This is a genomic window from Streptomyces sp. NPDC006743 (assembly GCF_040703815.1).
Taxonomy (GTDB): domain Bacteria; phylum Actinomycetota; class Actinomycetes; order Streptomycetales; family Streptomycetaceae; genus Streptomyces.
Genome location: NZ_JBEYJA010000006.1, coordinates 161,495 through 186,953, shown reverse-complemented (window position 1 = coordinate 186,953; position 25,459 = coordinate 161,495). Strand labels below are relative to the sequence as shown.

At 73.4% G+C, this 25,459-nt stretch carries 20 protein-coding genes; 12 read left to right on the top strand and 8 right to left on the bottom strand.

Annotated features, from left to right (window positions below):
• The first annotated feature begins 348 nt into the window (after nucleotides 1–348).
• From ABZ719_RS08125 to ABZ719_RS08110, 4 genes are all read left to right on the top strand, one after another.
• A complete protein-coding gene (locus ABZ719_RS08125; protein WP_366724367.1) occupies nucleotides 349–1,023 on the top strand; it encodes an ElyC/SanA/YdcF family protein in 675 nt (224 codons plus the stop codon).
• Between the two features lie 110 nt (nucleotides 1,024–1,133).
• Entirely contained in the window at nucleotides 1,134–3,473 is a 2,340-nt protein-coding gene (locus tag ABZ719_RS08120; RefSeq protein ID WP_366724366.1) for a molybdopterin oxidoreductase family protein, read from the top strand.
• A 70-nt stretch (nucleotides 3,474–3,543) separates the two neighbouring features.
• Nucleotides 3,544–4,389: an arylamine N-acetyltransferase gene (locus tag ABZ719_RS08115; RefSeq protein WP_366724365.1), complete on the top strand. Its 846-nt coding sequence runs from the start codon at nucleotides 3,544–3,546 to the stop codon at nucleotides 4,387–4,389.
• 392 nt (nucleotides 4,390–4,781) lie between these two features.
• Nucleotides 4,782–6,425 carry a M4 family metallopeptidase gene (locus ABZ719_RS08110; RefSeq protein WP_366724364.1) on the top strand — a complete coding sequence of 548 codons (1,644 nt, stop codon included), beginning with the start codon at nucleotides 4,782–4,784 and terminating at the stop codon, nucleotides 6,423–6,425.
• Nucleotides 6,426–6,535: 110 nt separating this feature from the next.
• Here ABZ719_RS08110 and ABZ719_RS08105 read toward each other — a convergent pair whose 3' ends face one another.
• Together ABZ719_RS08105 and ABZ719_RS08100 are read right to left on the bottom strand one after the other, a co-directional pair.
• A complete protein-coding gene (locus ABZ719_RS08105) occupies nucleotides 6,536–6,973 on the bottom strand; it encodes a hypothetical protein (RefSeq protein ID WP_366724363.1) in 438 nt (145 codons plus the stop codon).
• A gap of 210 nt (nucleotides 6,974–7,183) precedes the next feature.
• Entirely contained in the window at nucleotides 7,184–7,780 is a 597-nt protein-coding gene (locus ABZ719_RS08100) for an NAD(P)H-dependent oxidoreductase (protein WP_366724362.1), read from the bottom strand.
• Nucleotides 7,781–8,103: 323 nt separating this feature from the next.
• Between ABZ719_RS08100 and ABZ719_RS08095 the strand changes: the two genes are divergently transcribed.
• Together ABZ719_RS08095 and ABZ719_RS08090 are read left to right on the top strand one after the other, a co-directional pair.
• The gene (locus ABZ719_RS08095) at nucleotides 8,104–8,676 is read left to right on the top strand and encodes a hypothetical protein (protein WP_366724361.1); all 573 of its coding nucleotides are present in this window, start codon (nucleotides 8,104–8,106) and stop codon (nucleotides 8,674–8,676) included.
• A 124-nt stretch (nucleotides 8,677–8,800) separates the two neighbouring features.
• Entirely contained in the window at nucleotides 8,801–9,421 is a 621-nt protein-coding gene (locus ABZ719_RS08090) for a class F sortase (RefSeq protein ID WP_366724360.1), read from the top strand.
• Between the two features lie 108 nt (nucleotides 9,422–9,529).
• Here ABZ719_RS08090 and ABZ719_RS08085 read toward each other — a convergent pair whose 3' ends face one another.
• Nucleotides 9,530–10,312 carry a TSUP family transporter gene (locus tag ABZ719_RS08085; RefSeq protein ID WP_366724359.1) on the bottom strand — a complete coding sequence of 261 codons (783 nt, stop codon included), beginning with the start codon at nucleotides 10,310–10,312 and terminating at the stop codon, nucleotides 9,530–9,532.
• A 347-nt stretch (nucleotides 10,313–10,659) separates the two neighbouring features.
• On the opposite strand from ABZ719_RS08085, the gene ABZ719_RS08080 reads away from it, so the two are divergent.
• The 5 genes from ABZ719_RS08080 to ABZ719_RS08060 all read left to right on the top strand — a co-directional run bounded on the left by ABZ719_RS08080 (nucleotide 10,660) and on the right by ABZ719_RS08060 (nucleotide 16,489).
• Complete coding sequence (locus ABZ719_RS08080) at nucleotides 10,660–11,877, top strand: FAD-dependent oxidoreductase (RefSeq protein WP_366724358.1); 1,218 nt, start codon at nucleotides 10,660–10,662, stop codon at nucleotides 11,875–11,877.
• A gap of 123 nt (nucleotides 11,878–12,000) precedes the next feature.
• Nucleotides 12,001–14,568: a nitrite reductase large subunit NirB gene (gene nirB / locus ABZ719_RS08075; protein ID WP_366724421.1), complete on the top strand. Its 2,568-nt coding sequence runs from the start codon at nucleotides 12,001–12,003 to the stop codon at nucleotides 14,566–14,568.
• Nucleotides 14,565–14,978 carry a nitrite reductase small subunit NirD gene (gene nirD, locus ABZ719_RS08070; protein ID WP_366724357.1) on the top strand — a complete coding sequence of 138 codons (414 nt, stop codon included), beginning with the start codon at nucleotides 14,565–14,567 and terminating at the stop codon, nucleotides 14,976–14,978. Before nirB ends, nirD begins: the two co-directional genes overlap by 4 nt.
• Nucleotides 14,979–15,032: 54 nt before the next feature.
• Nucleotides 15,033–15,617: a helix-turn-helix domain-containing protein gene (locus ABZ719_RS08065; protein ID WP_366724356.1), complete on the top strand. Its 585-nt coding sequence runs from the start codon at nucleotides 15,033–15,035 to the stop codon at nucleotides 15,615–15,617.
• Between the two features lie 86 nt (nucleotides 15,618–15,703).
• Nucleotides 15,704–16,489, top strand: coding sequence for a glucose 1-dehydrogenase (locus tag ABZ719_RS08060; RefSeq protein ID WP_366724355.1), 786 nt, complete (start codon nucleotides 15,704–15,706; stop codon nucleotides 16,487–16,489).
• 19 nt (nucleotides 16,490–16,508) lie between these two features.
• Here ABZ719_RS08060 and ABZ719_RS08055 read toward each other — a convergent pair whose 3' ends face one another.
• The 3 genes from ABZ719_RS08055 to ABZ719_RS08045 all read right to left on the bottom strand — a co-directional run bounded on the left by ABZ719_RS08055 (nucleotide 16,509) and on the right by ABZ719_RS08045 (nucleotide 19,631).
• Entirely contained in the window at nucleotides 16,509–17,342 is an 834-nt protein-coding gene (locus ABZ719_RS08055; RefSeq protein ID WP_366724354.1) for a carbohydrate ABC transporter permease, read from the bottom strand.
• Nucleotides 17,335–18,237 carry a sugar ABC transporter permease gene (locus tag ABZ719_RS08050; RefSeq protein ID WP_366724420.1) on the bottom strand — a complete coding sequence of 301 codons (903 nt, stop codon included), beginning with the start codon at nucleotides 18,235–18,237 and terminating at the stop codon, nucleotides 17,335–17,337. Before ABZ719_RS08050 ends, ABZ719_RS08055 begins: the two co-directional genes overlap by 8 nt.
• 134 nt (nucleotides 18,238–18,371) lie before the next feature.
• Nucleotides 18,372–19,631, bottom strand: a complete 1,260-nt coding sequence (locus ABZ719_RS08045; protein ID WP_366724419.1) for a sugar ABC transporter substrate-binding protein — start codon at nucleotides 19,629–19,631, stop codon at nucleotides 18,372–18,374.
• Between the two features lie 325 nt (nucleotides 19,632–19,956).
• Between ABZ719_RS08045 and ABZ719_RS08040 the strand changes: the two genes are divergently transcribed.
• A complete protein-coding gene (locus ABZ719_RS08040; RefSeq protein WP_366724353.1) occupies nucleotides 19,957–20,760 on the top strand; it encodes a PepSY domain-containing protein in 804 nt (267 codons plus the stop codon).
• Nucleotides 20,761–20,917: 157 nt separating this feature from the next.
• On the opposite strand, the gene ppdK is transcribed toward ABZ719_RS08040, so the two are convergent.
• Nucleotides 20,918–23,611 (bottom strand): pyruvate, phosphate dikinase, encoded by a 2,694-nt coding sequence (gene ppdK / locus ABZ719_RS08035; protein WP_366724418.1) that lies wholly within the window; start codon nucleotides 23,609–23,611, stop codon nucleotides 20,918–20,920.
• Nucleotides 23,612–24,307: 696 nt separating this feature from the next.
• A complete protein-coding gene (gene dusB, locus ABZ719_RS08030) occupies nucleotides 24,308–25,450 on the bottom strand; it encodes a tRNA dihydrouridine synthase DusB (RefSeq protein ID WP_366724352.1) in 1,143 nt (380 codons plus the stop codon).
• Nucleotides 25,451–25,459 lie beyond the last annotated feature (9 nt).

Genomic DNA, 25,459 nt, shown 5'->3' with positions numbered 1-25,459 from the left:
GCGCGCGCGGGTTGCGCCGCCGTTGCGTGACCGTGTCGGCCGTGTTGTGGGAGGTGCGCCGGGCGGCGGCGGGGGGCGTGAGGACGCGGGGCGGGGGGAGGTTCGGGGACGGGAGACTTCGCGCTCGGGGCGGGAGGCTTGAGGACGCGGGACGGGAGACTTCGCGCGCGCGGCGCGGGGCTGGGGGACGCGGGCGGGGAGACTTGAGGGCGCGGGGCGGCCGTGCGCGGGCGCGTGCGCTGTTGCGAGAGCGGTACACGGGGAGCGAACCGGTCCGCGCCACGCCTCGTCCTAGCTGGTCGAGGCCCGTACGACCGGTACGAGCGGGGGGAGAAGGGGAACCGTCCGATGCGGATCCGACCGCGCCTGCCGCGCACGCGGACCGGGCAGCGGCGCCTGGTGCAGGCCGTGGTGGCCGTGTGCGTGCTGGCGCTGCTTCCGGCGACCTGGCTGTACGTCGCCACCGGGGACCGGCTGCGCACCACGGCCGACGCGCCGCACGCCGACGTGGCCGTCGTGTTCGGCGCGGGCCTGTGGCACGGCGAACCGTCGCCGTACCTGGCGCACCGCCTGGACGCGGCGGCGGCGCTCTACCGGACAGGCCGGATCAAGGTGCTCCTGGTCACCGGCGACAACAGCCGCGAGGACTACGACGAACCGGACGCCATGCGCGCGTACCTGACGGAGCACGGCGTCCCCGGCGCCCGGATCGTGACCGACTACGCCGGTTTCGACACCTGGGACTCCTGCGTGCGGGCCAAGAAGATCTTCGGCGTGGACCGGGCGGTCCTGGTCAGCCAGGGCTTCCACATCCGGCGGGCGGTGGCCCTGTGCGAGGCGGCGGGCATCGACTCCTACGGTGTCGGGGTCGAGGCCGCGCACGACGTCACCTGGTACTACGGCGGCACCCGGGAGGTGTTCGCCGCGGGGAAGGCGGCCCTGGATGCGGTCTTCCGGCCGGACCCGAGGTTCCTCGGCCCCCAGGAGCACGGGGTCGCGCGGGCGCTGGCCGGGGCCGGGTGAGCGGCGCCCGCCCGCCTCACCGTCCGGGCACCGGCGCGGGGAGGTCACCGTCCCGGCGGCGTAACAGCGGCCGTAGGGGCGCGTAACACGGCCGCCGCACGCTGAGCGGCATGCCGAACACCCGCACCGCCTCCGCGACGCCCACCCACTGCCCGTACTGCGCCCTGCAGTGCGGGATGAACCTGACCCCGGTGCCCGGCGGGGGCGTCGAGGTGAGTGAGCGCACGGACTTCCCGGTGAACCGGGGCGCGCTGTGCGGCAAGGGCCGTACGGCCCCCGCGGTGCTCTCCTCCCGGGTGCGCCTGACCTCGCCGCTGGTGCGCTCGCGCGCGGGCGTGCTGGAGCCGGCCGGCTGGGAGGAGGCCCTGGACCGGATCGCCGGAGCGCTGGCACGCGCGCGCGGGGAGCACGGTCCGGACGCGTGCGGGGTGTTCGGCGGGGGCGGGCTGACCAACGAGAAGGCGTACGCGCTGGGCAAGTTCGCGCGGGTGGCGCTCGGCACCTCGCAGATCGACTACAACGGCCGGTTCTGCATGTCGTCGGCGGCCGCCGCCACGACCCTGGCGTTCGGTCTCGACCGGGGGCTGCCGTTCCCGCTGGAGGACATCCCGAGGACGGGGTGCGTGATCCTCGTCGGCTCCAACCCGGCGGAGACGATGCCGCCGTCGCTGCGGTACTTCAGCGAACTGCGCGAGAACGGCGGCACACTGATCGTGGTCGACCCGCGCCGCACGAAGACCGCCGAGCAGGCCGACCTGCACCTCGCGCCCCGCCCCGGCACCGACCTCGCGCTCGCCCTCGGCCTGCTGCACCTGGTCGTCGCCGGGGGGCGGGTGGACGAGGAGTACGTCCGCGAGCGCACCACCGGCTGGGCCGCGGCGCGGGCGGCGGCCATGGCGCACTGGCCGGAGTACGTGGAACGGGTCACCGGCGTGCCCGTCCCGCACCTGCGGGAAGCCGTACGGCTGTTCTGCGAGCCGGAGGCGGCGATGGTGCTCACCGCGCGCGGGCCCGAGCAGCAGGCCAAGGGCACCGACACGGTGGGCGCGTGGATCAACCTGTGCCTGGCGACCGGCCGGGCGGGCCGCCCGCTGTCCGGGTACGGCTGCCTGACCGGGCAGGGCAACGGGCAGGGCGGCCGCGAACACGGCCAGAAGGCCGACCAGTTGCCCGGGTACCGCAAGCTGACCGACCCGGCGGCCCGGCGGCACGTGGCCGGGGTCTGGGGCGTGGACCCGGACAGTCTGCCGGGGCCCGGACGCAGCGCGTACGAGCTGCTGGACGCGCTGGGCACCGACATCCGCACACTGCTGCTGATGGGCTCCAACCCGGTGGTGTCCGCGCCGCGCGCCGCACACGTCGAGGAGCGGCTGCGCTCGCTGGACTTCCTGGCGGTGTGCGACGTGGTGCTGTCGGAGACGGCGGCGCTCGCGGACGTCGTCCTGCCGGTGACGCAGTGGGCCGAGGAGACGGGCACGACGACGAACCTGGAGGGCAGGGTGCTGCTGCGGCGCCGCGCCCTCGCCCCGCCCGACGGTGTGCGCGGTGACCTGGAGGTACTGCACGAGCTGGCCGCCCGGCTGGGCGTGGAGAAGGGTTTCCCGACGGACCCGGAGGAGGTCTTCGAGGAACTGCGCCGGGCGAGCGCGGGCGGCCCCGCGGACTACTCGGGGATCACCTACCGCAGACTGGCGGAGGAGAACGGGGTGTTCTGGCCGTGCCCGGCACCTCCGGAGGGACCGGGGGACACGGACGGCCGGGCGAGCGGGACGGGCACAGCGGGCGCGAGGCTCACGGCGGACACCGCAGACACCGTAGACAGGGCGGACACGGAAGACACGGAAGACACCGCAGACACGGCGGACACGGCGAACCCCGCTGGTCCGGGGAGCCCGGCTGCCACCGCCTCCCCGCCGCCCGTGCGCGCCGCGCGCTCCCCGCGCCGTGCCCGTCCCGCGCAGCACCCCGGCACTCCCCGTCTCTTCCTCGACCGCTTCGCCACCGAGGACGGCCGGGCGCGGTTCGTCGCGGTCTCGCACCGGCCGAGCGCGGAGGAACCGGACGACGCGTACCCGGTGCTGCTGACCACCGGACGGGTCGTCGCCCAGTACCAGTCCGGCGCGCAGACCCGGCGCGTGGACGAGCTGAACGCCGCCGCGCCCGGCCCCTTCGTCGAACTGCACCCCCGGCTGGCGGCACGGCTGGGCGCGGCCGAGGGGGACCGTCTGGCCGTCGTGTCCCGGCGCGGCCGCGCGGTCGCTCCCGCGCGGATCACGGACGGCATCCGCCCGGACACGGTGTTCATGCCCTTCCACTGGCCCGGCGAGGGCCGCGCGAACACCCTCACGAATCCGGCGCTGGACCCGGCCTCGCGGATGCCGGAGTTCAAGGTGTGCGCGGTGCGGGTGGAGGTCGCGGAGGGGCCGGGGGCCGCGGGAGAGCGGTCCTAGGACCACCGGACGAGAGGGGTCCGGGCCGGGGGCCGGGGGCGGGCGGAGCGGCGGGGCGTAGGTTCGGGGCATGTCCGACGCCCAGAGCAGCACGCCCGCACCGTTCGACCTCGACGCCTACCTGCGCCGCATCGGATGGGAGGGCGGCCGGGAGCCCGGTCTCGCGACCCTGCGCGCGGTGCACCTCGCGCACTCCTTCTCCCTCCCCTTCGAGAACCTGGACGCCCTGTCCGGCACCGCGCCCTCCCTGGCCCCGGCGGATCTGACGGCCAAGATGGTGCGCGGCCGGCGCGGTGGCTACTGCTACGAGCACAACTCCCTGCTGGCGTGCGCGCTCGGCGCCCTCGGGTTCGAGGTGTCGGGGCTGGCCGCGCGGGTCGTGCTGGGCGCCGACTCGCCGCTGAGCCGGCCGCGCACGCACATGATGCTGCGCGTCGGCGTGCCGGGCGAGCCGCGGCCGTATCTCGCGGACGTCGGGTTCGGGGCGACGGGGGCGCTGCTCCTGCCGGTGCCGCTGGTCCTCGGCGCCGAGTTCGAGGGCGCCGGGCGCAGGCACCGGTTCGCGCGGCTGCCGCACGACGGGCCGCTGGAGCTGTGGGCGCTGGAGGCGTACGACGGCGCGCCGGCGCGCTGGGCCGCCCAGTACGCCTTCACGCTGGAGCCGTTCACCGCGGCGGACTTCGAGGTGTTCAACTGGCACGTCAGCACCCACCCGCGCTCCCCCTTCACGCGCCGCGCCTATCTGCAGAAGGCCACGGCGGAGCGTCATGTCGCGCTGGACGGCGCCCGGTTCACCGAGTCGCGCGCCGACGGCACGGTCACCGAGCGCACGCTCACGGACGAGGCGGAGGCGCGTCGCGTGGCGGACGAGGAGTTCGGCATCGAGGTGCCGCAGGGGCTGAACCTGCTGGTCTGAGGGCGGGGGAAGGGCGCCGGCCACCGGCCGGGCGGGCAGGCGGGGTGCCACCCCCGGACGGCCGGGCGGGCGTAACGGCGCAGCGCGGGTAGCGGTTCGCCGGACCGGTACGGCGCGGGCCAGCCGCCTCCGGACCGGCACGGCGCGGGTAGCGGTTCGCCGGACCGGTACGGCGCGGGCCAGCGTCCTCCGGACCGGCAGGCGGGCCGGTCCGGCCGCCGACAGCCCGTGCCGTGCCGCGCCGCGCCGGTACGCGGCTTCCCGCTCAGCCCCCCGCCCGCCCCTCATTCCCGATGCATGCGCTATGGACATGACATGTCATGCCCACTTAAATCTTGGTCACCGTCAGCGCAACCCCCGCGCGCCCCAGGCGCCCGCGCTCAAGGAGACCGATGAGTCGGACACGGCACACCCGAGGTTCCCGCCTCGCCGCAGCCGGCGTCGCCGCCACCGCCGCCGCCCTGCTGGCCACCGCACTGTCCCCCACCGCCCACGCGGAGAGCAGACCCAGTCGCGCCACCGCCGTCCGCAACGCCGCGTCGGCGCTCGCCGAGCACACCGGAGCCCTGGGGCTGACCGCCGGTGAGCGCACCAGCGTCCGGGACGTGATCGTCGACAAGGACGGCACCCAGCACGTCCGCTACGACCGCACGTACGACCGGCTGCCCGTGCTGGGCGGCGACTTCGTGGTCCACCTGGCCCCGGACGGAACCTACCGGGGCGCGAACCGCGCCACCCGCACCACGGTGTCACTGGCGACCACCACCCCGCGCCTCGCCGCCCCGGAGGCCGCCGGCCTCGCCGAGCACGCGCTGCGCGCCGCCCACCCCGCCGCCCGCCTCCGGCAGGTCAAGGCCAAGCCGGGCCTGGTCGTCGACGCCCTGCACGGCGCGCCCCGCCTGGCCTGGCGCACGGTGGCCGCCGGGCTGGACTCCCTCGGCAACCCGGTCGCCCGCACGGTCCTGACCGACGCGCGCACCGGTGCGCAGATCGACGCGTGGGACAGCCTCGAGACGGCGACGGGCGACGGCAAGTCGCTCTACAGCGGGACGGTCGCGCTGGAGACGACGCAGTCCGGGTCGGCGTACCAGCTCAAGGACCCGACGCGCGGCAACACGTACACGGGCGACGCGGAGAACAAGACCGACCTGTGCATCTTCGGCATCTGCTTCCAGCGGGCCCCCGCCACCCTCTTCACGGACGCCGACAACCACTGGGGCACGGGCACGACGGCGGACCGCGCCTCGGCGGCGGTGGACGCGCAGTACGGCACGAACGAGACGTGGGACTACTACAAGAACGTCCACGGCCGCAACGGCATAGCGGGCGACGGCAAGGGCTCGTACAACCGCGTCCACTACGGCACCAACTACAACAACGCCTTCTGGGACGACAGCTGCTTCTGCATGACGTACGGCGACGGTGACGGTACGACCTTCGGGCCGCTCGTCGCCCTCGACGTCGCCGGGCACGAGATGTCGCACGGCGTGACGTCCAAGACGGCGGCCCTGACGTACTCGGGCGAGTCCGGCGGTCTGAACGAGGCCACCTCCGACATCCTGGGCACGATGGTGGAGTGGTACGCCGCCAACCCGGCCGACCCCGGTGACTACCTGATCGGCGAGGCCATCGTCCGCTCCGGCTTCGGCGGCACCGCCCTGCGCTACATGGACAAGCCCTCCAAGGACGGCAACTCGGCCGACTGCTGGAGCAGTTCGGTGGGCAACCTCGACGTGCACTACTCCTCGGGCGTCGCCAACCACTTCGCCTACCTGCTGGCCGAGGGCAGCGGCGCCAAGACGATCAACGGGGTCGCGTACAACTCCCCCACCTGCAACAACTCCACGGTGACGGGCATCGGCCACGACAAGCTCGGCAAGATCTGGTACCGGGCCCTCACGGTCTACATGACGTCCTCGACGAACTACGCGGCCGCCCGGACGGCGACCCTCGACGCGGCGAAGGACCTGTACGGCGCCGGTTCCGCGGAGTACGCCGCGGTGGCGGCGGCGTGGAGCGCGGTCAGCGTGAACTGACCCCGCCCGCCGGACACGACGGCCGCCCCCGCCCGCACGGCGGAGGCGGCCGTTCGTCCTGTGCCGGCGGATGCGGTACCGGCGGGCTCGGTATCGGGGGACCGGTGGGCTCAGTACTTGTAGATGGTGTGCACCCCGGAGGCCATGACCGTACACACCCCGCCTTTCCCCAGGCCTTCCCGCACCCAGATGCCGCGCAGGTTCGAGGCGTACGTGTAGTAGGCGTGCTTCTCCGAACCGGCTCCGCCGCTGTTGTAGACCCACTCGTCGCGGGTTCCGCCGTCGGCGTAGGTGGCGTGCAGCTGGACGCACGCCGACTTGCCGTCCGCGACCGTGTCCTTCAGGTACACGTCGACGCTCGGGCGGTTGTCGACGTTGAAGATGCACATGTCCCCGTGCGCGTATGCCCCGCCGATGTCGCCCGCGGTGCCGGTCGCACCCCAGGGATCGCACAGCGGGGCCGCTTCGGCGGGTGCGGTGAGGACCAAGCCGCCTCCGGCCAGGGCGGCTGTCGTGGCGAGGGCCGCGAAAGTTCTGCGCAGGGACATGGATGTGCTCCTCCTCTGCTGCGTCGGCCGCAGCGATGACCGCGCGGGGGGCCGTCGGACTCGTGTCCTGCCGGGACCGCGCGCCGGGAACCGTGTCGGCGCCGAACCTACGGGGCGTACCGGCACCGCGGCGTCAACCCGGTGCCGTAACCCGGCGGTAAACCCCGGCGGTAGCCCTGCCACCGCGGGTGGAGGGGTCCGTGTCCGCCCTCAACCCCCGTACGGCGTGCGCTCCCTGGCCTCCCGCAGGGAGCGCCCCCACCATTCCAGGCGGTCCAGCATCACCTTCGCCGCCGCGTCCGGGGCGGTGGGGTCCTTCAGGTTGCCTTCGCCGTCGAAGGAGTCGCCCGCGTTGGCGAAGGAGACCGTGTCGCGGACGGTGACCGCGTGCAGTTCGGCGAAGACCTGCCGCAGGTGTTCGACGGCGCGCAGACCGCCGGCGACACCGCCGTAGGAGGCGAGGGCGACCGGCTTGGCCTGCCATTCGGTGTAGTGCCAGTCGATGAGGTTCTTGAGGCCGGCCGGGAAGGAGTGGTTGTACTCCGGGGTGAGGACGACGAACGCGTCGGCGGACGCCAGCTTCGGGGTGATCTCCGCCAGGGCCGCCCTCGCCTCCGGGCCCGGCTCCAGGGTCGTCGGGAGGGCGGCCGCCTCGGCCACGTCCACGACCTGTACGGCGAGGCCGGGCCGCTCCCGCAGGCGGGTCAGGAGCCAGTCGGCGACCACGGGGCCGAAGCGGCCGTGACGGTTGCTGCCGAGGACGAGGGTGACGTTCAGGGGCGCACCGGGCGCCGTGGTGGTGTTCATGCGGGACAGCCTGATAGCTCAACCTTGCTTGAGGTCAAGCGCGGGGTCCGCGCGTCCCGCTCACCCGTTCACCGCCGCCCGCCGCCCCCTTCGGGAAAATTCCGACGCTCCGTCAGGGCGTGCCCGCTGACCTGGGCAAAGGGAGGTGACCGTGCGCGGCGCGCCGGAAGCGGCAGCACCCGTTCATCGTATTTCTGACGGTCTCTCAGGAAGCGGACGGGCGCATGTGCCACTTACCTCGGAAGGGCAGGGACGCGACGACGGCGGCACATGCCGGTGCCGCGGGCCGTGTCCCGACCGCTGAGCAGCTCTAAGGAGCACCGATGCGACGTACCGCACGTCTGCCGGCCGGGGCCGTGACCGGGGCCGCGCTCGCCGTCGCCGCCGTGAGCGCCCTCGCCGGGCCCGCGTACGGCGCGGACACCGCTCCCGTGGCCGCGCGCCCCGCCGGTCCGGCCGCGACCACCCTGGAGGTGTACCCCTCCTCGGTGGTGCCGGGCGGGCAGGTCACCGTGAACACCAAGGCGTGCGGCGAGAAGTCCTCCGCGGCGGGCGACGCCAGCGCGGTGGGCGCCGGGCCCTTCCCGCTGGCCCCCAGCACGCACGAGGGCGACGCGATCGGGCAGTTCCGGGTCCCCGAGAGCGCCCAGCCGGGGACGTACGAGATCGTCGCGGAGTGCGCCGCGGGCGGCCGGGAGGTCCGGGGCGACCTGGTGGTCACGCTGACCGCGGCGCAGGGGCAGCAGGTGGAGCCCCGGGGAAGTGTGAAGACGGGGGTCGGCGGCGCCCTGGGCCACGACCCCGTGCAGACCGCGGCCGGCGTGGCGGCTCTCGCCGTCGCCGCCGCGGGCGGTACCTGGCTCCTGCATCGCCGGGCGAGAGGCGACGGGATCTGACGGACACCCTCCGCTGTCCGTCCGCAGGTACCGCACGTCCCCTCCCCCTCCGGGTGCGACGCCCCTCGCGGCCCGGAGGGGGCGGGGGGCACGACCGCAGTACCCGTCCGGGAGAGGGGTTCCCATGCGCAGGATCGGCGACTGTGCGATAGCAGCCGTCACCGTCGTCAGCCTCTGCTGCGGCGTGTGGCTGCTGAACGGCGCGGACACGACGCACGCCCCGCCCCAGCCCGCCGCGGCCGAGGGCACGCCCGACCCCGGCGCGCAGCGCCTGGGCGCGCCCGCGCTGCCGCCGTCCCCGCCCACCCGCATCCGGATCCCCTCGATCCGGGTGGACGCCCCCCTGATGGGGCTGGGCCTCACCCCGTCCGGCAGCCTCGACGTCCCGCCCGCCGCCGACAAGAACCTGGCCGGCTGGTACGAGTCCGGCACCACCCCCGGCGAGCGCGGCACCGCGATCGTCGCCGGCCACGTCGACAACACGCAGGGTCCCGCCGTCTTCTACGACCTCGGCGCCCTGAAGAAGGACAGCGTGATCGAGGTGGACCGCCGCGACGGCGGGGTCGCGGTGTTCACCGTGGACGCGATCGAGGTGTACGCGGCGAAGGACTTCCCCGACAAGAAGGTCTACGGCGCCGCGGAGCGCCCGGAGCTGCGGGTGATCACCTGCGGCGGCGGTTACTCCAAGGCCACCGGCTACCAGGGCAACGTCGTCGTCTTCGCCCACCTGACCGGCAGCCGCTGACGGCGGGACAGGGGCTCCCCACGCCCCTCGGTGCGCGCTCGCGCCGCTGACAGCAGGGCCGGGCAGGAGCACGCTCGCGCCGCTCGCCGGTCGTCGGCCGCCGCGCGCTCACGCCACCCACTGCTGGTACGCCAGGTTCACCACCAGGGCGAGGACCACGCTCAGCAGCACGACCCGGACGAAGCCGCTGCCCTTCTTCAGCGCGGTGCGGGCGCCCAGCATCCCGCCCGCGAGGTTGAACACGGCCATGACGGCGGCCAGTTGCCACAGCACCGCGCCCTGCCAGGCGAAGGTGGCCAGGGCACCGGCGTTGGTGCAGCAGTTGACGATCTTGGCGGTGGCGGAGGCGGTCACCAGGTCCAGGTGGAGCACGGCGGTCAGCGCCAGCACCAGGAACGTGCCGGTGCCCGGGCCGATGAACCCGTCGTAGAAGCCGATGCCCAGGCCCGCGAGGCCGATCGCCGCGAGGACCTGGCGGCGGGTGGCCGGGCCGGGCGCCGGGGCCGTGCCGAACGCCGGGCGCAGGATCACGAACGCCCCCACGGCGAGCAGCACCACCATGATCACCGGTTTCAGCACGTCGGTGCTCATACCGGCCGCGCACAGCGCCCCGGCGCAGGACCCGGCGAGCGCCGCGAGACCGATCCGCACGGCCAGGCGCACGTCCACGGGCGCCCGGCGCGCGTAGGTCACCGCCGCGCCGGAGGTCCCGACGATGGCGACGGCCTTGTTGGTCCCGAGCGCGGACGCCGCCGCGGTCCCGGAGGGCAGCCCGAGCAGCAGCACCGGCAGCAGCAGGAGCCCGCCCCCGCCGACCACGGCGTCGATCCACCCGGCCGCGAGCGCGGCGAGGCAGAGGAGGAGGACCACGGTCAGGGATATGTCGGGCATGATCATGACTCTAGGGAGGCGGTACGTGCCCGGTCCACGCATATGAGCGTCTTCTGAGGTGGGACGGCGGCACCCGCCTCCGGCCGGCCCTCCGAGCCACCGGCCGGCATCATCCGGGCCCCGGCCGTCCTCCCCGCTTCCTCCGCCGGCATCAGCCGGCCCCCGGCCGTCCTCCCCGCTTCCTCCGCCGGCATCAGCCGGCCCCCGGCCGTCCTCCCCGCGCTCCCGCCGGCATCAGCCGCTCCCCGGCCGCCTCACAGTGCCCGCCCGCCCTCGCTGAGGGCAGCGTTCCTGGCGGGAAACAGAGGCGATGCCACCGGGTAACCTCCGCGCCGCACGCTCGTGGCATGACCTCGGATGCGCGTGTGGTGGTGATCGGTGCCGGACTCGCGGGCGTGACGCTCGCCCGGCGGCTCGGTGAGCTGGGCACGCCCGCGCTGGTCGTCGGCGAGGAGGAGCACCGGCCGTACAACCGGGTGCTGCTCGCGGAGGTGCTGGCCGGCCGGTACGCCCCCGAGGTGATCACGCTGCCCGCGCCGCCCGCGCTGGTCCGCGCCCGCGTCGTGGGCATCGACCGCGCGGCCCGCGAGGTGCGCTGCGCGGACGGCTCGGCCATCGGCTACGGCACACTGGTCCTGGCCACCGGCTCCAACCCCGTGCTGCCGCCGCTGCGCGGCCTGTTCCGCGCCGGCCACGAACTGCCCGCGGGCGTCCACGCCTTCCGCACGATGGACGACTGCCTGCGCCTGTCCGCGGCACTGCGGCCCGGGGCGCGGGCGGTGGTGGTCGGCGGCGGGCTGCTCGGGGTGTCCGCCGCGCGGGCGCTGGCCGAGCGGGGCGCGCAGGTGGTGCTCGCGCAGCAGGCCGAGCGGCTGATGGAGCGGCAGCTCGACCCGGGCGCGTCCCGGCTCGTGCTGCGGCACCTGCGCGGCCTCGGCGTGGAGGTGCACACCGAGTGCCGGGTCCGGGACGTGCGCTGCGTGGGCGGCGCGGTCCGCTCGGTGGAACTGGCCGACGGGTACGCCCTCGACGCCGACCTCGTGGTCCTGGCGTGCGGGGTGCGCCCGCGCACGGGGCTCGCCGAGGACGCGGGCCTCACCGTCCGCGAGGGCGTCGTCGTCGACGGCGCACTGCGCACCTCGGATCCGCACATCCGCGCCGTCGGCGACTGCGCCGAGCACGCCGGCACGGTCTACGGGCTCGCCGCCCCCGCCCTCGAACAGGTGGCCGCGCTGGCCGGGCTGCTCACGGGCACGGCCGCGTCCCCCTACACCGGCACCCGCTCGCTCACCCGGCTCACCCTGCACGGCCCGGACTCCCCCTTGGACCTGGCCGCGTTCGGGGAGACGGACGTCCGCCCCGGCGACGACGTCGTGCAGCTCGCCGACGCCACCCGCGGCACCTACCGCCGGGTCGTCGTGCGCGGCGACCGGCTGGTCGGCGGGGTCCTCGTCGGCGAACTCGGCACCGTCGGCGCGCTCGCCCGCGCCTGGGAGGGAGCAGAGCCGCTCCCCACGGACGGCGGCCCCCTGCTCCACCTGCTCACCCCTGACGGAGGCTCCTGAATGACCGCCACCCCCGCCACCGCGGCCGCGAACGCCCCCACCGCCACGCAGGCCACCGGCGCCACGCAGGCCACCGGCGCCGCCCTCGGCCCGGTGCCCACGATCGTGCTCGTCGGCCACGGCATGGTCGGCCAGCGCTTCCTCGAAGCGCTCGCCGAGCGCGGCCTGACCGCCACGCACCGCGTGGTCGTGCTGTGCGAGGAGCCGCGTCCCGCCTACGACCGCGTCCAGCTCACCTCGTACTTCTCGGGCCGCACCGCCGAGGAGCTCTCCCTCACCGACAGCGCGTTCCTCGACGCCCACGGCATCGAACTGCACCTGGGCGACCCGGCCGAGACGATCGACCGCGAGGCGCGCCGGGTCACCGCCCGCTCCGGTCTCACCGTCGGTTACGACGTGCTCGTCCTCGCCACCGGCTCCTACCCCTTCGTGCCGCCGGTGCCCGGCAAGGACGCCGAGGGCTGTTTCGTCTACCGCACCATCGAGGACCTGCTCGCCATCGAGGCGTACGCCGCCGGGCGGGCGAGGACCGGCGCGGTGGTCGGCGGCGGGCTGCTCGGCCTGGAGGCGGCCGGCGCCCTCAAGGGCCTCGGACTGGCCACCCACATCGTGGAGTTCGCGCCGCGCCTGATGCCGGTGCAGGTCGACGAGGGCGGCGGCGCGGCCCTGCTGCGCACCATCGAGCAGATGGGGCTGACCGTGCACACCGGCACGGGCACCCAGGAGATCATGGCCGGCCCGGACGGCGCGGTCACCGGCATGAGGCTGTCCGACGGCTCCGAACTCGCCACCGACATGGTGGTGTTCAGCGCCGGTGTCCGCCCCCGCGACCAGCTGGCCCGCGACAGCGGCCTCGCGGTCGGCGAGCGCGGCGGGATCAGCGTGGACGCGCAGTGCCGTACGGTCACCGACCCGCACGTGTTCGCGATCGGCGAGTGCGCGCAGGCGGTCGACGGCCGGGTCTACGGCCTGGTCGCGCCCGGCTACGAGCAGGCCGAGACGGCGGCGGCCGCCATCGCCGCCGACGAGGGGGAAGCCCCGGCGTTCACCGGCGCCGACCTGTCCACGAAGCTCAAGCTGCTCGGCGTGGACGTGGCCTCCTTCGGCGACGCGCACGGCACCGCCGAGGACTGTCTGGACGTCGTCTACTCCGACTCCCGGGCGGGCCTGTACAAGAAGCTGGTCATCGGCCGGGACGGCACCCTGCTCGGCGGCATCCTGGTCGGTGACGCGGAGGCGTACGGCACGCTGCGCGCGTTCACCGGCTCGGTGCCCCCGGTCTCCCCCGAGTCGCTGGTGCTCCCGGCCGGTGCCGGCGCGCCCGCGCAGCTCGGCCCGGCCGCCCTCCCCGACGACGCGGTGATCTGCTCCTGCCACAACGTGACCAAGGGCACGATCCGCGGCGCGGTCACCGGCCACGCGTGCACGAGCGTGCCCGAGGTGAAGAAGTGCACCCGGGCCGGCACCGGGTGCGGGTCCTGCGTCAAGGTGCTCACCCAGTTGGTCGACGCCGAGCTGGAGGCGAGCGGCGTCGAGGTCGACAAGGGCCTGTGCGGCTGTTTCGCGCAGACCCGCGAGGAGCTGTACGAGATCGTCCGGGCCCTGCGCCTCACCTCCTACCAGGAACTGCTGGACGGCTACGGCCGCGAGGAGGCCCGGGGCGGCGACGGCTGCGAGACCTGCAAGCCGGCGGTCGCCTCGGTCATCGCCTCCCTCGCCCCGGTGATCGGCGCCGGCGGCTACGTCCTCGACGGCGAGCAGGCCGCCCTCCAGGACACCAACGACCACTTCCTGGCCAACCTCCAGAGGAACGGCTCGTACTCCGTGGTGCCGCGCATCCCCGGCGGGGAGATCGCGCCGGAGAAGCTGATCGTGATCGGGGAGATCGCCCGGGACTTCGGCCTCTACACGAAGATCACCGGCGGTCAGCGCATCGACATGTTCGGCGCCCGCGTCGAGCAGCTGCCGCTGATCTGGTCCCGGCTGGTGGACGCGGGCTTCGAGTCGGGGCACGCGTACGGCAAGTCGCTGCGCACGGTGAAGTCCTGCGTGGGGCAGACCTGGTGCCGCTTCGGCGTCCAGGACTCCGTCCGCATGGCGATCGACCTGGAGCTGCGCTACCGGGGCCTGCGCTCGCCGCACAAGCTGAAGTCGGCGGTCTCCGGGTGCGCCCGCGAGTGCGCCGAGGCCCAGTCGAAGGACTTCGGGGTGATCGCCACCGCGAACGGCTGGAACCTGTACGTCGGCGGGAACGGCGGCGCCACCCCGCGCCACGCCGACCTGCTCGCCCAGGACCTGTCCGACGCCGAACTGGTCCGGCTGATCGACCGGTTCCTCATGTTCTACATCCGCACCGCCGACAGGCTGGAGCGCACCAGCGTGTGGCTGGAGCGGATCCCCGGCGGCCTGGACCACGTACGGGACGTGGTGGTCCACGACTCGCTCGGCATCTGCGCCGAGCTGGAGTCCCAGATGGCCGCGCACGTCTCCCACTACCGCGACGAGTGGGCCGAGACGGTCAACGACCCGGACAAGCTCGCCCGGTTCGTGTCCTTCGTCAACGCCCCCGACACCCCCGACCCGGTCGTCGGGTTCGTGCCCGAACGCGACCAGATGAAGCCCGACCTGCCGCTGCTCTCCCTCGGCCTGCGGCCGGCCCACGACGCCCTGGAAGGAAGCGCCCAGCGATGACCCTCGCCACCGAGACCACCGAGGCCACCGGGACCACCCGGCTCACCGGGACCACCCGGACCGCACCGGCCGCCCGGACCACCGCGGGGAAGGTCCAGCTCCGGCTCGACGACGGCTGGTACACCGTGTGCGACCTGGGCGCGCTGCTGCCCGGCCGCGGTGTCGCGGCCCTGCTGCCGGACGGCCGCCAGGCGGCTCTCTTCCGCGACCGGTCCGGCCGCCTGTACGCGATCGACAACCGGGACCCGTTCACCGGCGCGGCGGTGCTCTCCCGCGGTCTGACCGGCACCCACGGGGGCCGCTCGTTCGTCGCCTCGCCGCTGCTGAAGCAGCGCTTCGACCTCACCTCCGGCCGGTGCCTGGACGACGAGCGGGTGCGGGTGACGGCGTACGGGGTCCGCAGCGTCTGAAGAACGAGCCCGATTACTTGACCGGTCGTTCCAGACCGGCTTAGGCTCCACGACGTGGCCAGGACCAAGGAATTCGATCCGGACGCCGCGCTGCAGTCGGCCCTGGAGCTGTTCTGGCGGCGCGGGTACGAGGCGACGTCGATGGCGGACCTCGTGGCGCACCTCGGCATCGGCCGCGCCAGCCTGTACGCGACGTTCGGCAGCAAGCACGAGCTGTACCTGAAGGCGCTGGAACGCTACGAGCAGGGGGGCATGGGGCAGATCGTGCGCGAGCTGTCCCGGCCGGGTCCCGCGCTGCCGGGCGTGCGGGCGGTCGTACGGCGCTACGCGGCGGAGGCGGCCCACGACGAACTGCGCCTGCGCGGCTGCATGGTCACCAACACGGCGTCCGAGCTGGCCGCGCACGATCCGGCCGCCGCCCGGCGGGTGGAGCGCAACTGGGACCACCTGGAGACCCTCCTGCACGCGGCCCTGGTCCGCGCCCGGGCCCAGGGCGAGCTGCCCGCCGGCCGCGATCCGCTCGCCCTCGCCCGCACCCTGCTGGTGCTGATGCAGGGCCTGCGGGTGGTCGGCAAGGCGTCGGCGGACCCGGCCCGCGTCCGGGACGCGGCGGAGCAGGCCCTGGCACTGCTGGACTGAGCAGCGGACCGTGGAACGCGCCCTGTCGCCGGGCGCGTTTCTTTCGGCCCTCATACTGAACCGATCGGTCAATAAAAGGGGAGATCATGACTACGGTGAACACACGGTCCGCGGGCCGCTTCCAGGACCGCACCGTCCTCGTCACCGGAGGCGGTTCCGGCATCGGCCGCGCGACGGCCCTGGCGTTCGCCGCCGAGGGCGCCCACGTCGTCGTCGCCGGCCGCCGCCCCGGGCCGCCGGCCGGCACGGTCGCGCTGATCGAGGAGGCGGGCGGCAAGGCGCTCGCGGTGACCGCGGACGTCTCCCGCCCCGGTGAGGCGGCGGCGCTGGTGGAGGCGGCCGTGGACCGCTTCGGCTCGCTCGACGTCGCCGTGAACAACGCCGGGGTGTTCCGGGGCGGGCAGCCGCTGGCCGAGCTGACGGAGGAGGACTGGCACAGCCAGCTCGCCGTCAACGTCACCGGCGTCCACCTGGCCCTGCAGGCGCAGATCCGCCGGATGCGGACCCAGCCGTCCGGCGGCGCGATCGTCAACGTCTCCTCCACCTTCGGCGCCCACACCACCTCCCCCGGCGCCGCCGCCTACTCCGCGACCAAGGCGGCCGTGACCGCGCTCAGCCGCGGTGCCGCGCTGGACCACGTCCGCGACGGCGTGCGCATCAACGTGGTCAGCCCCGGCGCCACCGCCACCACGATGTCGCTGCGCGCCGGCGAGACGGAAGCGGACCGCGCCCGACGCGCCCGGGACACCCTCCCGCTGGGCCGGGTCTCCGCCACCGAGGAGGTCGCCGCCGCGATCCTGTACCTGGCCTCCGACGAGGCGGCCTCCCTGGTCGGCACCGACCTGGTGGTCGACAGCGGCGGATCCCTCTGACACCCCCGGGGCACAGGCTCTAGTCGATCCCGGACCGTTCCACCCCCGCCACGATCCACCGCTGGAAGCACAGGAACACCGCCAGCAGCGGCAGGATCGACACGGCCGCCGCCACGAACAGCTCGTGCAGGCGCACCACCTGGGCGGTGGTGAAGGAGGACAGGGCGACCTGGACCGTCCAGGCGCTCTGGTCCTGCCCGATCACCAGCGGCCACAGGAAGGCGTTCCAGGCGCCGATGAAGACGATCGTGCCGACCGCCGCGAACACCGGCCGCGCGTTCGGCACCACGACCAGCCAGTACGTCCGCCAGGGGCCGAGCCCGTCGACCTGGGCGGCGTCCTCCAGCTCGCGCGGGAAGCCGAGGAAGTACTGACGGAAGACGAAGCAGGCGAAGGCGGAGAAGAGCGTCGGGACGATCAGGCCGCGCAGGGTGGAGATCCAGCCCAGGGACGACACCAGCACGAAGCTGGGGACGAAGGTGACGGCGGCCGGGACCATGAGGGTGCCGAGGACGGCGTAGAAGACCTTGTTCGCGTGCCGGTAGGGGATGCGGGCGAGACCGTACCCGGCGAGCGAGGCCAGCAGGACCGTGCCGAGGGTGGTGGCGACGGCGATCAGGGCGGAGTTGAGCAGCGAGCGGGCGAACGGGACGGAGGTGTCCGTGAAGAGTTCGCGGACGTTGCCCCAGCGCAGGTGGGCGGGGAAGAACGTCCACTCGGGCGAGGTGATGTCCTGTTCACTGGCCAGGCCGTTGCGCACGAGCAGGTAGAAGGGGACCAGGAAGAGCAGCGCGAGCGCGATCAGCAGGGCGAGCCGCAGCGCGCGGCCCACCCGCACCAGGGCGTCATCCATCGGCGTCCGTCCTTCCCAGTCGGAACCAGCGGGCCTGGCCCAGGGTGACGAGGGCGATGATCAGCGCGAGGATCACCGCGCCCGCGCTGCCGAGGCCCAGGTTCTGCCCCTGGCCGAGGGCGGTGTAGTAGAGGTAGACGAGCGGCGGGCGGGCGTAGGGCGGGTAGCCGCGGGCGTCGGAGAGCAGGTTGTAGAACTCGTCGAAGGACTGGAAGGCGTTGATGACGAGGAGCAGGACCACGGCGACGGAGGTGGCGCGCAGTTGCGGCAGGGTGATGTGCCGCAGCACCTGTCGGCCGGGGCGGGCGCCGTCCACGGCGGCGGCCTCGTAGAGCACGGGGTCGATCCGCTGGAGCCCGGCCAGGAACAGGATCATGTAGAAACCGGCCTGGAGCCACAGCCGTACGGTCACGATGACCAGCCAGTACCAGGGCGGGTCGGTGGTCGACAGCCAGGCCACCGGGTCGGCGCCGAAGAGGTCCAGGACGGTGTTGGCCAGCCCGAACCGCACCCCGTTGAAGATCGACATCTTCCAGACGAGGGCGGCGACCACGTAACTGCACGCGGCCGGCAGGAAGAACACCGAGCGGAAGAACGCCTGCGCGCGGCGCACCCGGTTGACCATGAGGGCGAGGCAGAGGGAGAGGGCGTAGGTGGCCGGGACGATGAACGCCGTGAACAGGAGGAAGGTGCGCAGGCTGTCGAGGAAGGCGTCGTCCTTCAGCATCGCGGTGTAGTTGGCCAGCCCGGTGAAGCGGGTGGGCGTGACGGTGTTGTGCGCGTCGAAGAAGCTGAGGGCGACGCTCCACAGCAGCGGGACGTAGGTGAACAGGGCGAGGCCCGCGGCGAAGGGCCCGACGAAGACCCAGAACCACAGGGTGCGCCGCCGGCGCACGGCCCGGGCGCTCGCGTCCTCCCGCGCGCGCACGGCCGGACCCGTCCCGGCCGTGGCCGCCCCGGCCCGCGCCTTCCCTGCCGGCGCCTTACCGGTCGTGTTCCCCGTCGGTGTGCTGCCCGTCGGTGCCGCGCTCACGGCTTCTTCTTCACACGGTCGAGTTCGGCCGACACCTTCCGCAGCACCGTCTTCAGCTCACTGTCCGGATTCGCCCCGTCCTTGATGATCCGGCTCAGCGCGTCCTGATAGGCGGTCTGGGCGGCCGGGGTCCACAGCAGGGGCTGGGCGTACCCGTGGTCGGTGGTCAGGCGCACGGCGTCGGCGGCGGCGCCGGTGCGCAGCCTGGCGGCCTTCTTCGCGAGCGAGATCCGGGCCGGGATGTGGAAGCCGTAGGAGAGCGCGAAGTCCTCCTGGTCGTCGGTGCGCTGCACCCACAGCCACTTCACGAACTCCTTGGCCGCGTCCTGGTGGCGGCTGCGGGCGCTGACGGCGGCCGCGTACGCGCCGACGGGCACGGCCGGGCGGCCCGAGGGACCGTCCGCGGGGAAGGGCAGCACGCCGAAGTCGTCGCCGAGTTCCTTCTGCACCTGGGGCAGCGCCCACAGCCCGGACCACTGCATGGCGGTCAGGCCCTGGAGGAACGCGGACGGGTCGGACCAGTCGGCGGGGGCGCCGAGCAGCAGGGACTTGTCGGCGTACAGCTGACGGATCTTGGCTAGGGCGCGGGCGGCGGCGGGGTCGTCGAAGCCGGGCCTGCCGTCCTCGGTGACGAGCTGGAGTCCGGCCGCGTACAGGGGTGTTCCGCCGAGGACGCCCGCGCCGCCGTCGTTGCCGAGGAAGAGTCCCTTGGTCTTCCTGGTGGTGAGCTTCCCGGCGGCGTCGACGAGGGCGTCGAGGGTGTCCGGGGGCCGGAGCCCGGCGTCGCGGAGCAGGCTCTTGCGGTAGTAGAGCATCTGCATGTCGATGACCTGCGGGACGCCCCAGATCTTCCCGCCGTACGTCTTCGGGGTGAGCACCGCCGGGTTGAAGTCGTCCTTGACGCCGTCGAGCAGGGCGGTGAGATCGGCGACCTGGCCGCCCTGGATCTGGTCCAGCGTGGGCCCGTTGACCTCGAAGACGTCCGGGCCGGAGTCGGTGAGGAGCGCGGCGGCGGTCTGCTGGTCGTAGTTGCCCGGCCGCCACTGGACGGTGACGCGGGCCTTGCCGTACGCGGCGGCGTACCGCTTCACCGCCTGCTCGGTGCCGCTCTCGCCGTACTGGTGGTACCACTGCGTCAGCGCCGGCCCCGAGCCCCCGCCGCCGTCGCCGCGCCCGGTGTTGCTCCCGCAGGCGGCGAGCAGCCCGCCGCCCGCGACCGCCCCGGCGCCGAGCAGTGCTCTGCGGCTGATGGTCATGTACGCCCCCTGACGCTCGTCCTCGCTGCCCGCCCGCACGGCCGTACCCGCACCGTGCCCGGCCCAACGATCAACCATGCACCGTGATTACGACAGGAGCGTGGCATCTGTGTGTACGCGTCAAGAGCGCGCTTCCGGCCACCCCGGGGCGCTCGGCGCCGGCGCGGGGCGCGCGGGCGGCGGCCGGTCGCGGGGGCGGCCCGGCAGGAGGTCCGGCGCCGGGCCGGGGACGGAGAAGCCACAGGTGACCGGGTGCGTGGGCCGTTGGGGTGGTTCCGGCGGCGGGTCCGTGTCGGCCTCCCACGCGGGGGTTACCCACAGTGGTATGAAAACCGCGCTCCGTATCCCGCCCCTGCGTTCGATCGTCGCGATCTGTGCTCTGGGCGGCTCCGCTCTGCTGATGACCGCCTGCTCGAACGGCTCGACCGGGTCGAGTGTCGCCGAGGCGGCCGAGGCCAGTCCCACCTCCGCCTCGCCCACGGCACCGTCCTCCCCCTCCCCGTCCGCCTCGCTGACCAAGGACCAGGCCGAGCGCCGGGACCTGCTCGCCAAGACGCACGTGAGCTGGGACAAGGCCGCCGGCACCGCCGTGAAGGAGGTGTCCGGGGGCAAGCTGGTCTCCATCGAGCTGAAGAACGCCTCGCACGGCTCCACCTCGTCGCCGGGCATGGCCACCTCCCCCGGTACGGCGTCCCCGAGTCCCGCCTCCCCGAGCCCCGCGTCCCCGAGTCCCGCGTCGCCCGGCGCCGGCACCGCGAGCCCGTCGCCCTCCGCGGGCGCGGCGCAGTGGGAGACGAAGGTCGCCACCGCCGACGGCACGGTCCACCGGATCGACGTCGACGCCGCCACCGGCAAGGTGTCGCGCAAGGCGGTCGAGTCGGACCAGGACGCCGGCGACAGGCGCAAGGTCGCCGACCGGCTGAAGAAGGCCACCCGGACGCCCGCGCAGGCCGTGCAGACGGCCACCGGCAAGACCAGGGGCACGGTCACCGGCGTCGACCTCGACGAGCACGACGACAAGCTCGTCTGGTCCGTCGACGTCGTCACGCCCAAGGACTGGCACAAGACGACCTACGACATCGACGTGGCCAACGGCAACGTCGTGCGCGAGCACGTCGACCGCGACTGAACGCGCCCGGCACCCGCGCACACCGCGGTACGCGCACGACAGGGGCGGCATCCCCGCACAAGGATGCCGCCCCTTTCTCCGTGAACCGGAGTCCCCGCCGCAATCGGTAGTGAGGGTCGGGGACCACGACGAGGACTCCGGGGTCTTCACACCGGCGTCACCGGTGGTCGCTGCCCTCCGAGGCGGAGGCCGCGCGGCCCGCCTCCAGGCGGGCGACCGGGATGCGGAACGGGGAACAGGAGACGTAGTCGAGGCCCACCTCGTGGAAGAAGTGGACGGACTCCGGGTCGCCGCCGTGCTCGCCGCAGACGCCGAGCTTGAGGTCGGGGCGGGTGGCGCGGCCGGCCTTCGCGGCGGCCGCGACCAGGGAGCCGACGCCGTCCTTGTCGATCGTCTCGAACGGGCTGACGCCGAAGATGCCCTTCTCCAGGTACGCCGTGAAGAAGCTCGCCTCGACGTCGTCGCGGCTGAAGCCCCACACCGTCTGCGTCAGGTCGTTGGTGCCGAAGGAGAAGAACTCGGCGGCCTCGGCGATCTGGGCGGCGGTGAGCGCGGCGCGCGGCAGCTCGATCATCGTGCCGATCGCCAGCCTCAGTTCCGTGCCCGTGGCCGCCTGGACCTCCGCGACGACGCGGTCGGCCTCCTCGCGGACGATCTCCAGCTCCTGCACGGTGCCGACCAGCGGGATCATGATCTCGGCGCGCGGGTCGCCCTTGGCGGCCTTGCGCTCGGCGGCGGCCTCGGCGATGGCGCGGACCTGCATGGTGAACAGGCCGGGGATCACCAGGCCGAGGCGGACGCCGCGCAGGCCGAGCATCGGGTTCTGCTCGTGCAGCCGGTGGACGGCCTGGAGCAGGCGCAGCTCGTTCTCGTGCGGCTCCTGGCGGGACTCGGCGAGCGCCACGCGGACCGACAGCTCGGTGATGTCGGGCAGGAACTCGTGCAGCGGCGGGTCGAGCAGGCGGACGGTGACGGGCAGGCCGTCCATCGCCTCGAACAGCTCGACGAAGTCCTTCTTCTGCAGCGGCAGGAGCTGCTTGAGGGATTCCTCGCGCTCGGCCTCGGTGTCGGCCAGGATCAGCCGCTCGACCAGCTCGCGGCGGTCGCCGAGGAACATGTGCTCGGTGCGGCACAGTCCGATGCCCTGCGCCCCGAAGCGGCGCGCGCGCAGCGCGTCCTCGGCGTTGTCGGCGTTGGCGCGCACCCGCAGCCGGCGCTTGCGGTCGGCGAAGGCCATGATGCGGTGCACGGCCTCGACCAGTTCGTCGGCGTCGTCGGCACCGGCGTGCATCCGGCCCTCGAAGTACTCCACGACCGGGGAGGGGACCACCGGCACCTCGCCCAGGTAGACCTTGCCGGAGGAGCCGTCGATGGAGATGACGTCGCCCTCCTCGACGACGTGCCCGCCGGGCACGGTCATCCGGCGCCGCTTGGTGTCGACCTCCAGCTCCTCGGCACCGCAGACGCAGGTCTTGCCCATGCCGCGCGCGACGACGGCCGCGTGGGAGGTCTTGCCGCCGCGCGAGGTCAGGATGCCCTCGGCGGCGATCATGCCGTCCAGGTCGTCGGGGTTGGTCTCGCGGCGGACCAGGATGACCTTCTCGCCCGAGCGGGACCACTTGACGGCGGTGTACGAGTCGAAGACGGCCTTGCCGACGGCCGCGCCCGGGGAGGCGGCGATGCCCCGGCCGACCTGCTCGACCTTCGCCTTGTCGTCGAAGCGGGGGAACATCAGCTGGGCGAGCTGGGCGCCGGTGACGCGCTGCAGGGCCTCGGCCTCGTCGATGAGGCCCTGGTCGACGAGCTGGGTGGCGATGCGGAAGGCGGCACCGGCGGTGCGCTTGCCGACGCGGGTCTGCAGCATCCACAGCCGGCCGCGCTCGATGGTGAACTCGATGTCGCAGAGATCCTTGTAGTGGTTCTCCAGGGTCTCCATGATCTGCATGAGCTGGTCGTACGACTTCTTGTCGATCTGCTCCAGCTCGGCGAGCGGCACGGTGTTGCGGATGCCCGCGACCACGTCCTCGCCCTGCGCGTTCTGCAGGTAGTCGCCGTAGACGCCCTGGTGGCCGGAGGCGGGGTCGCGGGTGAAGGCGACGCCGGTGCCGGAGTCGGGGCCGAGGTTGCCGAAGACCATCGAGCAGACGTTGACGGCCGTGCCGAGGTCGTGCGGGATGCGCTCCTGACGGCGGTAGAGCTTGGCGCGCTCGCCGTTCCAGGAGTCGAAGACCGCCTTGATGGCGAGGTCCATCTGCTCGCGCGGGTCCTGCGGGAAGTCCCGGCCGGCCTCAGTCTTGACGATCTTCTTGAACTTGGTGACGAGCTTCTTCAGGTCGGCCGCGTCCAGTTCGGTGTCGACCGCGACCTTCTTGGTCTCCTTGGCCTTCTCCAGCGCCTCCTCGAAGAGGTCGCCGTCGACGCCGAGGACGGTCTTGCCGAACATCTGGATGAGCCGGCGGTAGGAGTCCCACGCGAACCGCTCGTCGCCGGCCTGCGCGGCGAGGCCCTGCACGGAGGCGTCGGACAGGCCGATGTTCAGGACGGTGTCCATCATGCCGGGCATGGAGAACTTCGCCCCGGAGCGGACGGAGACGAGCAGGGGGCTGTCGGGCTGGCCGAGCTTCTTGCCCATCCGCTGCTCCAGCGCGTCGAGGTGCGCACTCACCTCGTCACGCAGTGCCGCCGGTTCCTCGCCGCTGTCCAGGTAGACCTTGCAGGCCTCGGTGGTGATGGTGAAGCCCGGCGGGACGGGGAGGCCCAGGTTGGTCATCTCGGCGAGGTTGGCGCCCTTGCCGCCGAGGAGGTCCTTGAGGTCCTTGTTGCCCTCGGTGAAGTCGTAGACGAACTTCACGCCCTCAACGCTCCCGCCCGGCGCGGTCACCTGGGGATCTTTGTTTTCCGACACGGGTCTCGACTCCTCGAGGACGCGGTGGCTGCCCTGACGGCGAGGAACATACCCAGATCGAAGGCTTGTGGGTACGTCCACTCGTGCGTCATGCGCCCGTAACCAGCGGTCCGCCAGCGGATCGAAAGTCAAGGCTTGGCAAGTCGTCAGGGCCGGATGTTTTCACTTCTTGAACGGGCCACTGCTCATGGACCCGCCCTAGCCGCTCATATGAGCGGCTACAGGCACGGGTGATTTCGATCGCTGAACGATCGAGGGGTGGCACTGAGTGCCACTCCTTGGAGAAGTGCAGACGCCGATAATCCGCTCATGTGAGCGCACCCTTTATCAAGGGTGGCGAGAATCACGCTGCCATACGCGCCCGGATTCCACCATGCGGACCTCCCGGACCACCCGTGCGGCGTAACCGGCGGAGGGGTCCGGCAGAGCTCCCGGCACCCGGTTCGCCGGGTTTGTACCCCTAGGCACTGAACGGCGCCGGCCGTGGGACCGTACGGATCCCGGCGGGCGCAGGGCTCCTCAGACCGCGCCAGGCGGGCACCCAAGGCCCCGCGCCACGCGGGCACCCAGCCCCCAGGCTCCCCCGGGCCGACGCCGCGCGGACGCGCCGCGCCCCGCGGACGCGTGCCCTCTCAGGGCGTCTCAGCCGCCCGACGTGTCCAGTTCCGCTTCCTCGCCGACGCCCGCGCAGTCGTACGGGTCCTTCAGCCAGCCGTCCGGGAGGACCACGCGGTTGTTGCCGGAGGTGCGGCCGCGGGGGCCGTCGGCGCCGGCGGGCCAGGGCTGGTCGAGGTCCAGTTCGTCCAGGCCGGCCCGCAGGTCGGCCAGGGAGGAGGTGATCGCGAGCCGCTTGCGCATCTCGGAGCCGACCGCGAAGCCCTTCAGGTACCAGGCGACGTGCTTGCGGAAGTCGACGACGCCGCGCGACTCGTCGCCGATCCACTCGCCGAGCAGGGTGGCGTGCCGGACCATCACGTCGGCGACCTCGCGCAGGGCGGGCCGCGCGGCGAAGTCCGTACGGCCCTCGAAGGCGGCGACCAGGTCGGCGAAGAGCCACGGCCGGCCGAGGCAGCCGCGGCCCACGACCACGCCGTCGCAGCCGGTCTCGCGGACCATCCGCAGCGCGTCCTGGGCCGACCAGATGTCACCGTTGCCGAGCACGGGGATCTCCGGGACGTGCTCCTTGAGGCGGGCGATGGCCTCCCAGTCGGCGGTGCCGCCGTAGTGCTGGGCCGCGGTGCGGCCGTGCAGGGCGATGGAGGTGACGCCCTCCTCGACGGCGATCCGGCCGGCGTCGAGGTAGGTGAGGTGGTCGTCGTCGATGCCCTTGCGCATCTTCATGGTGACCGGCAGGTCGCCCGCGCCGCTGACCGCCTCGCGCAGGATCGAGCGCAGCAGGTTGCGCTTGTAGGGCAGGGCCGAGCCGCCGCCCTTGCGGGTCACCTTCGGGACCGGGCAGCCGAAGTTCAGGTCGATGTGGTCGGCGAGGTCCTCCTCGGCGATCATGCGGACCGCCTTGCCGACGGTCGCCGGATCGACGCCGTACAGCTGGATCGAACGCGGTGTCTCGCTCGCGTCGAACCGGATCAGCTGCATGGTCTTCTCGTTGCGCTCGACCAGGGCCCGGGTGGTGATCATCTCGCTGACGAACAGGCCCTTGCCGCCGCTGAACTCCCTGCACAGCGTGCGGAAGGGCGCGTTGGTGATCCCCGCCATGGGGGCGAGGACCACGGGGGGCCGGACGGTGTGTGGGCCGATCTGGAGCGGGGACTCGGGCGTGGACATTCCCCCATT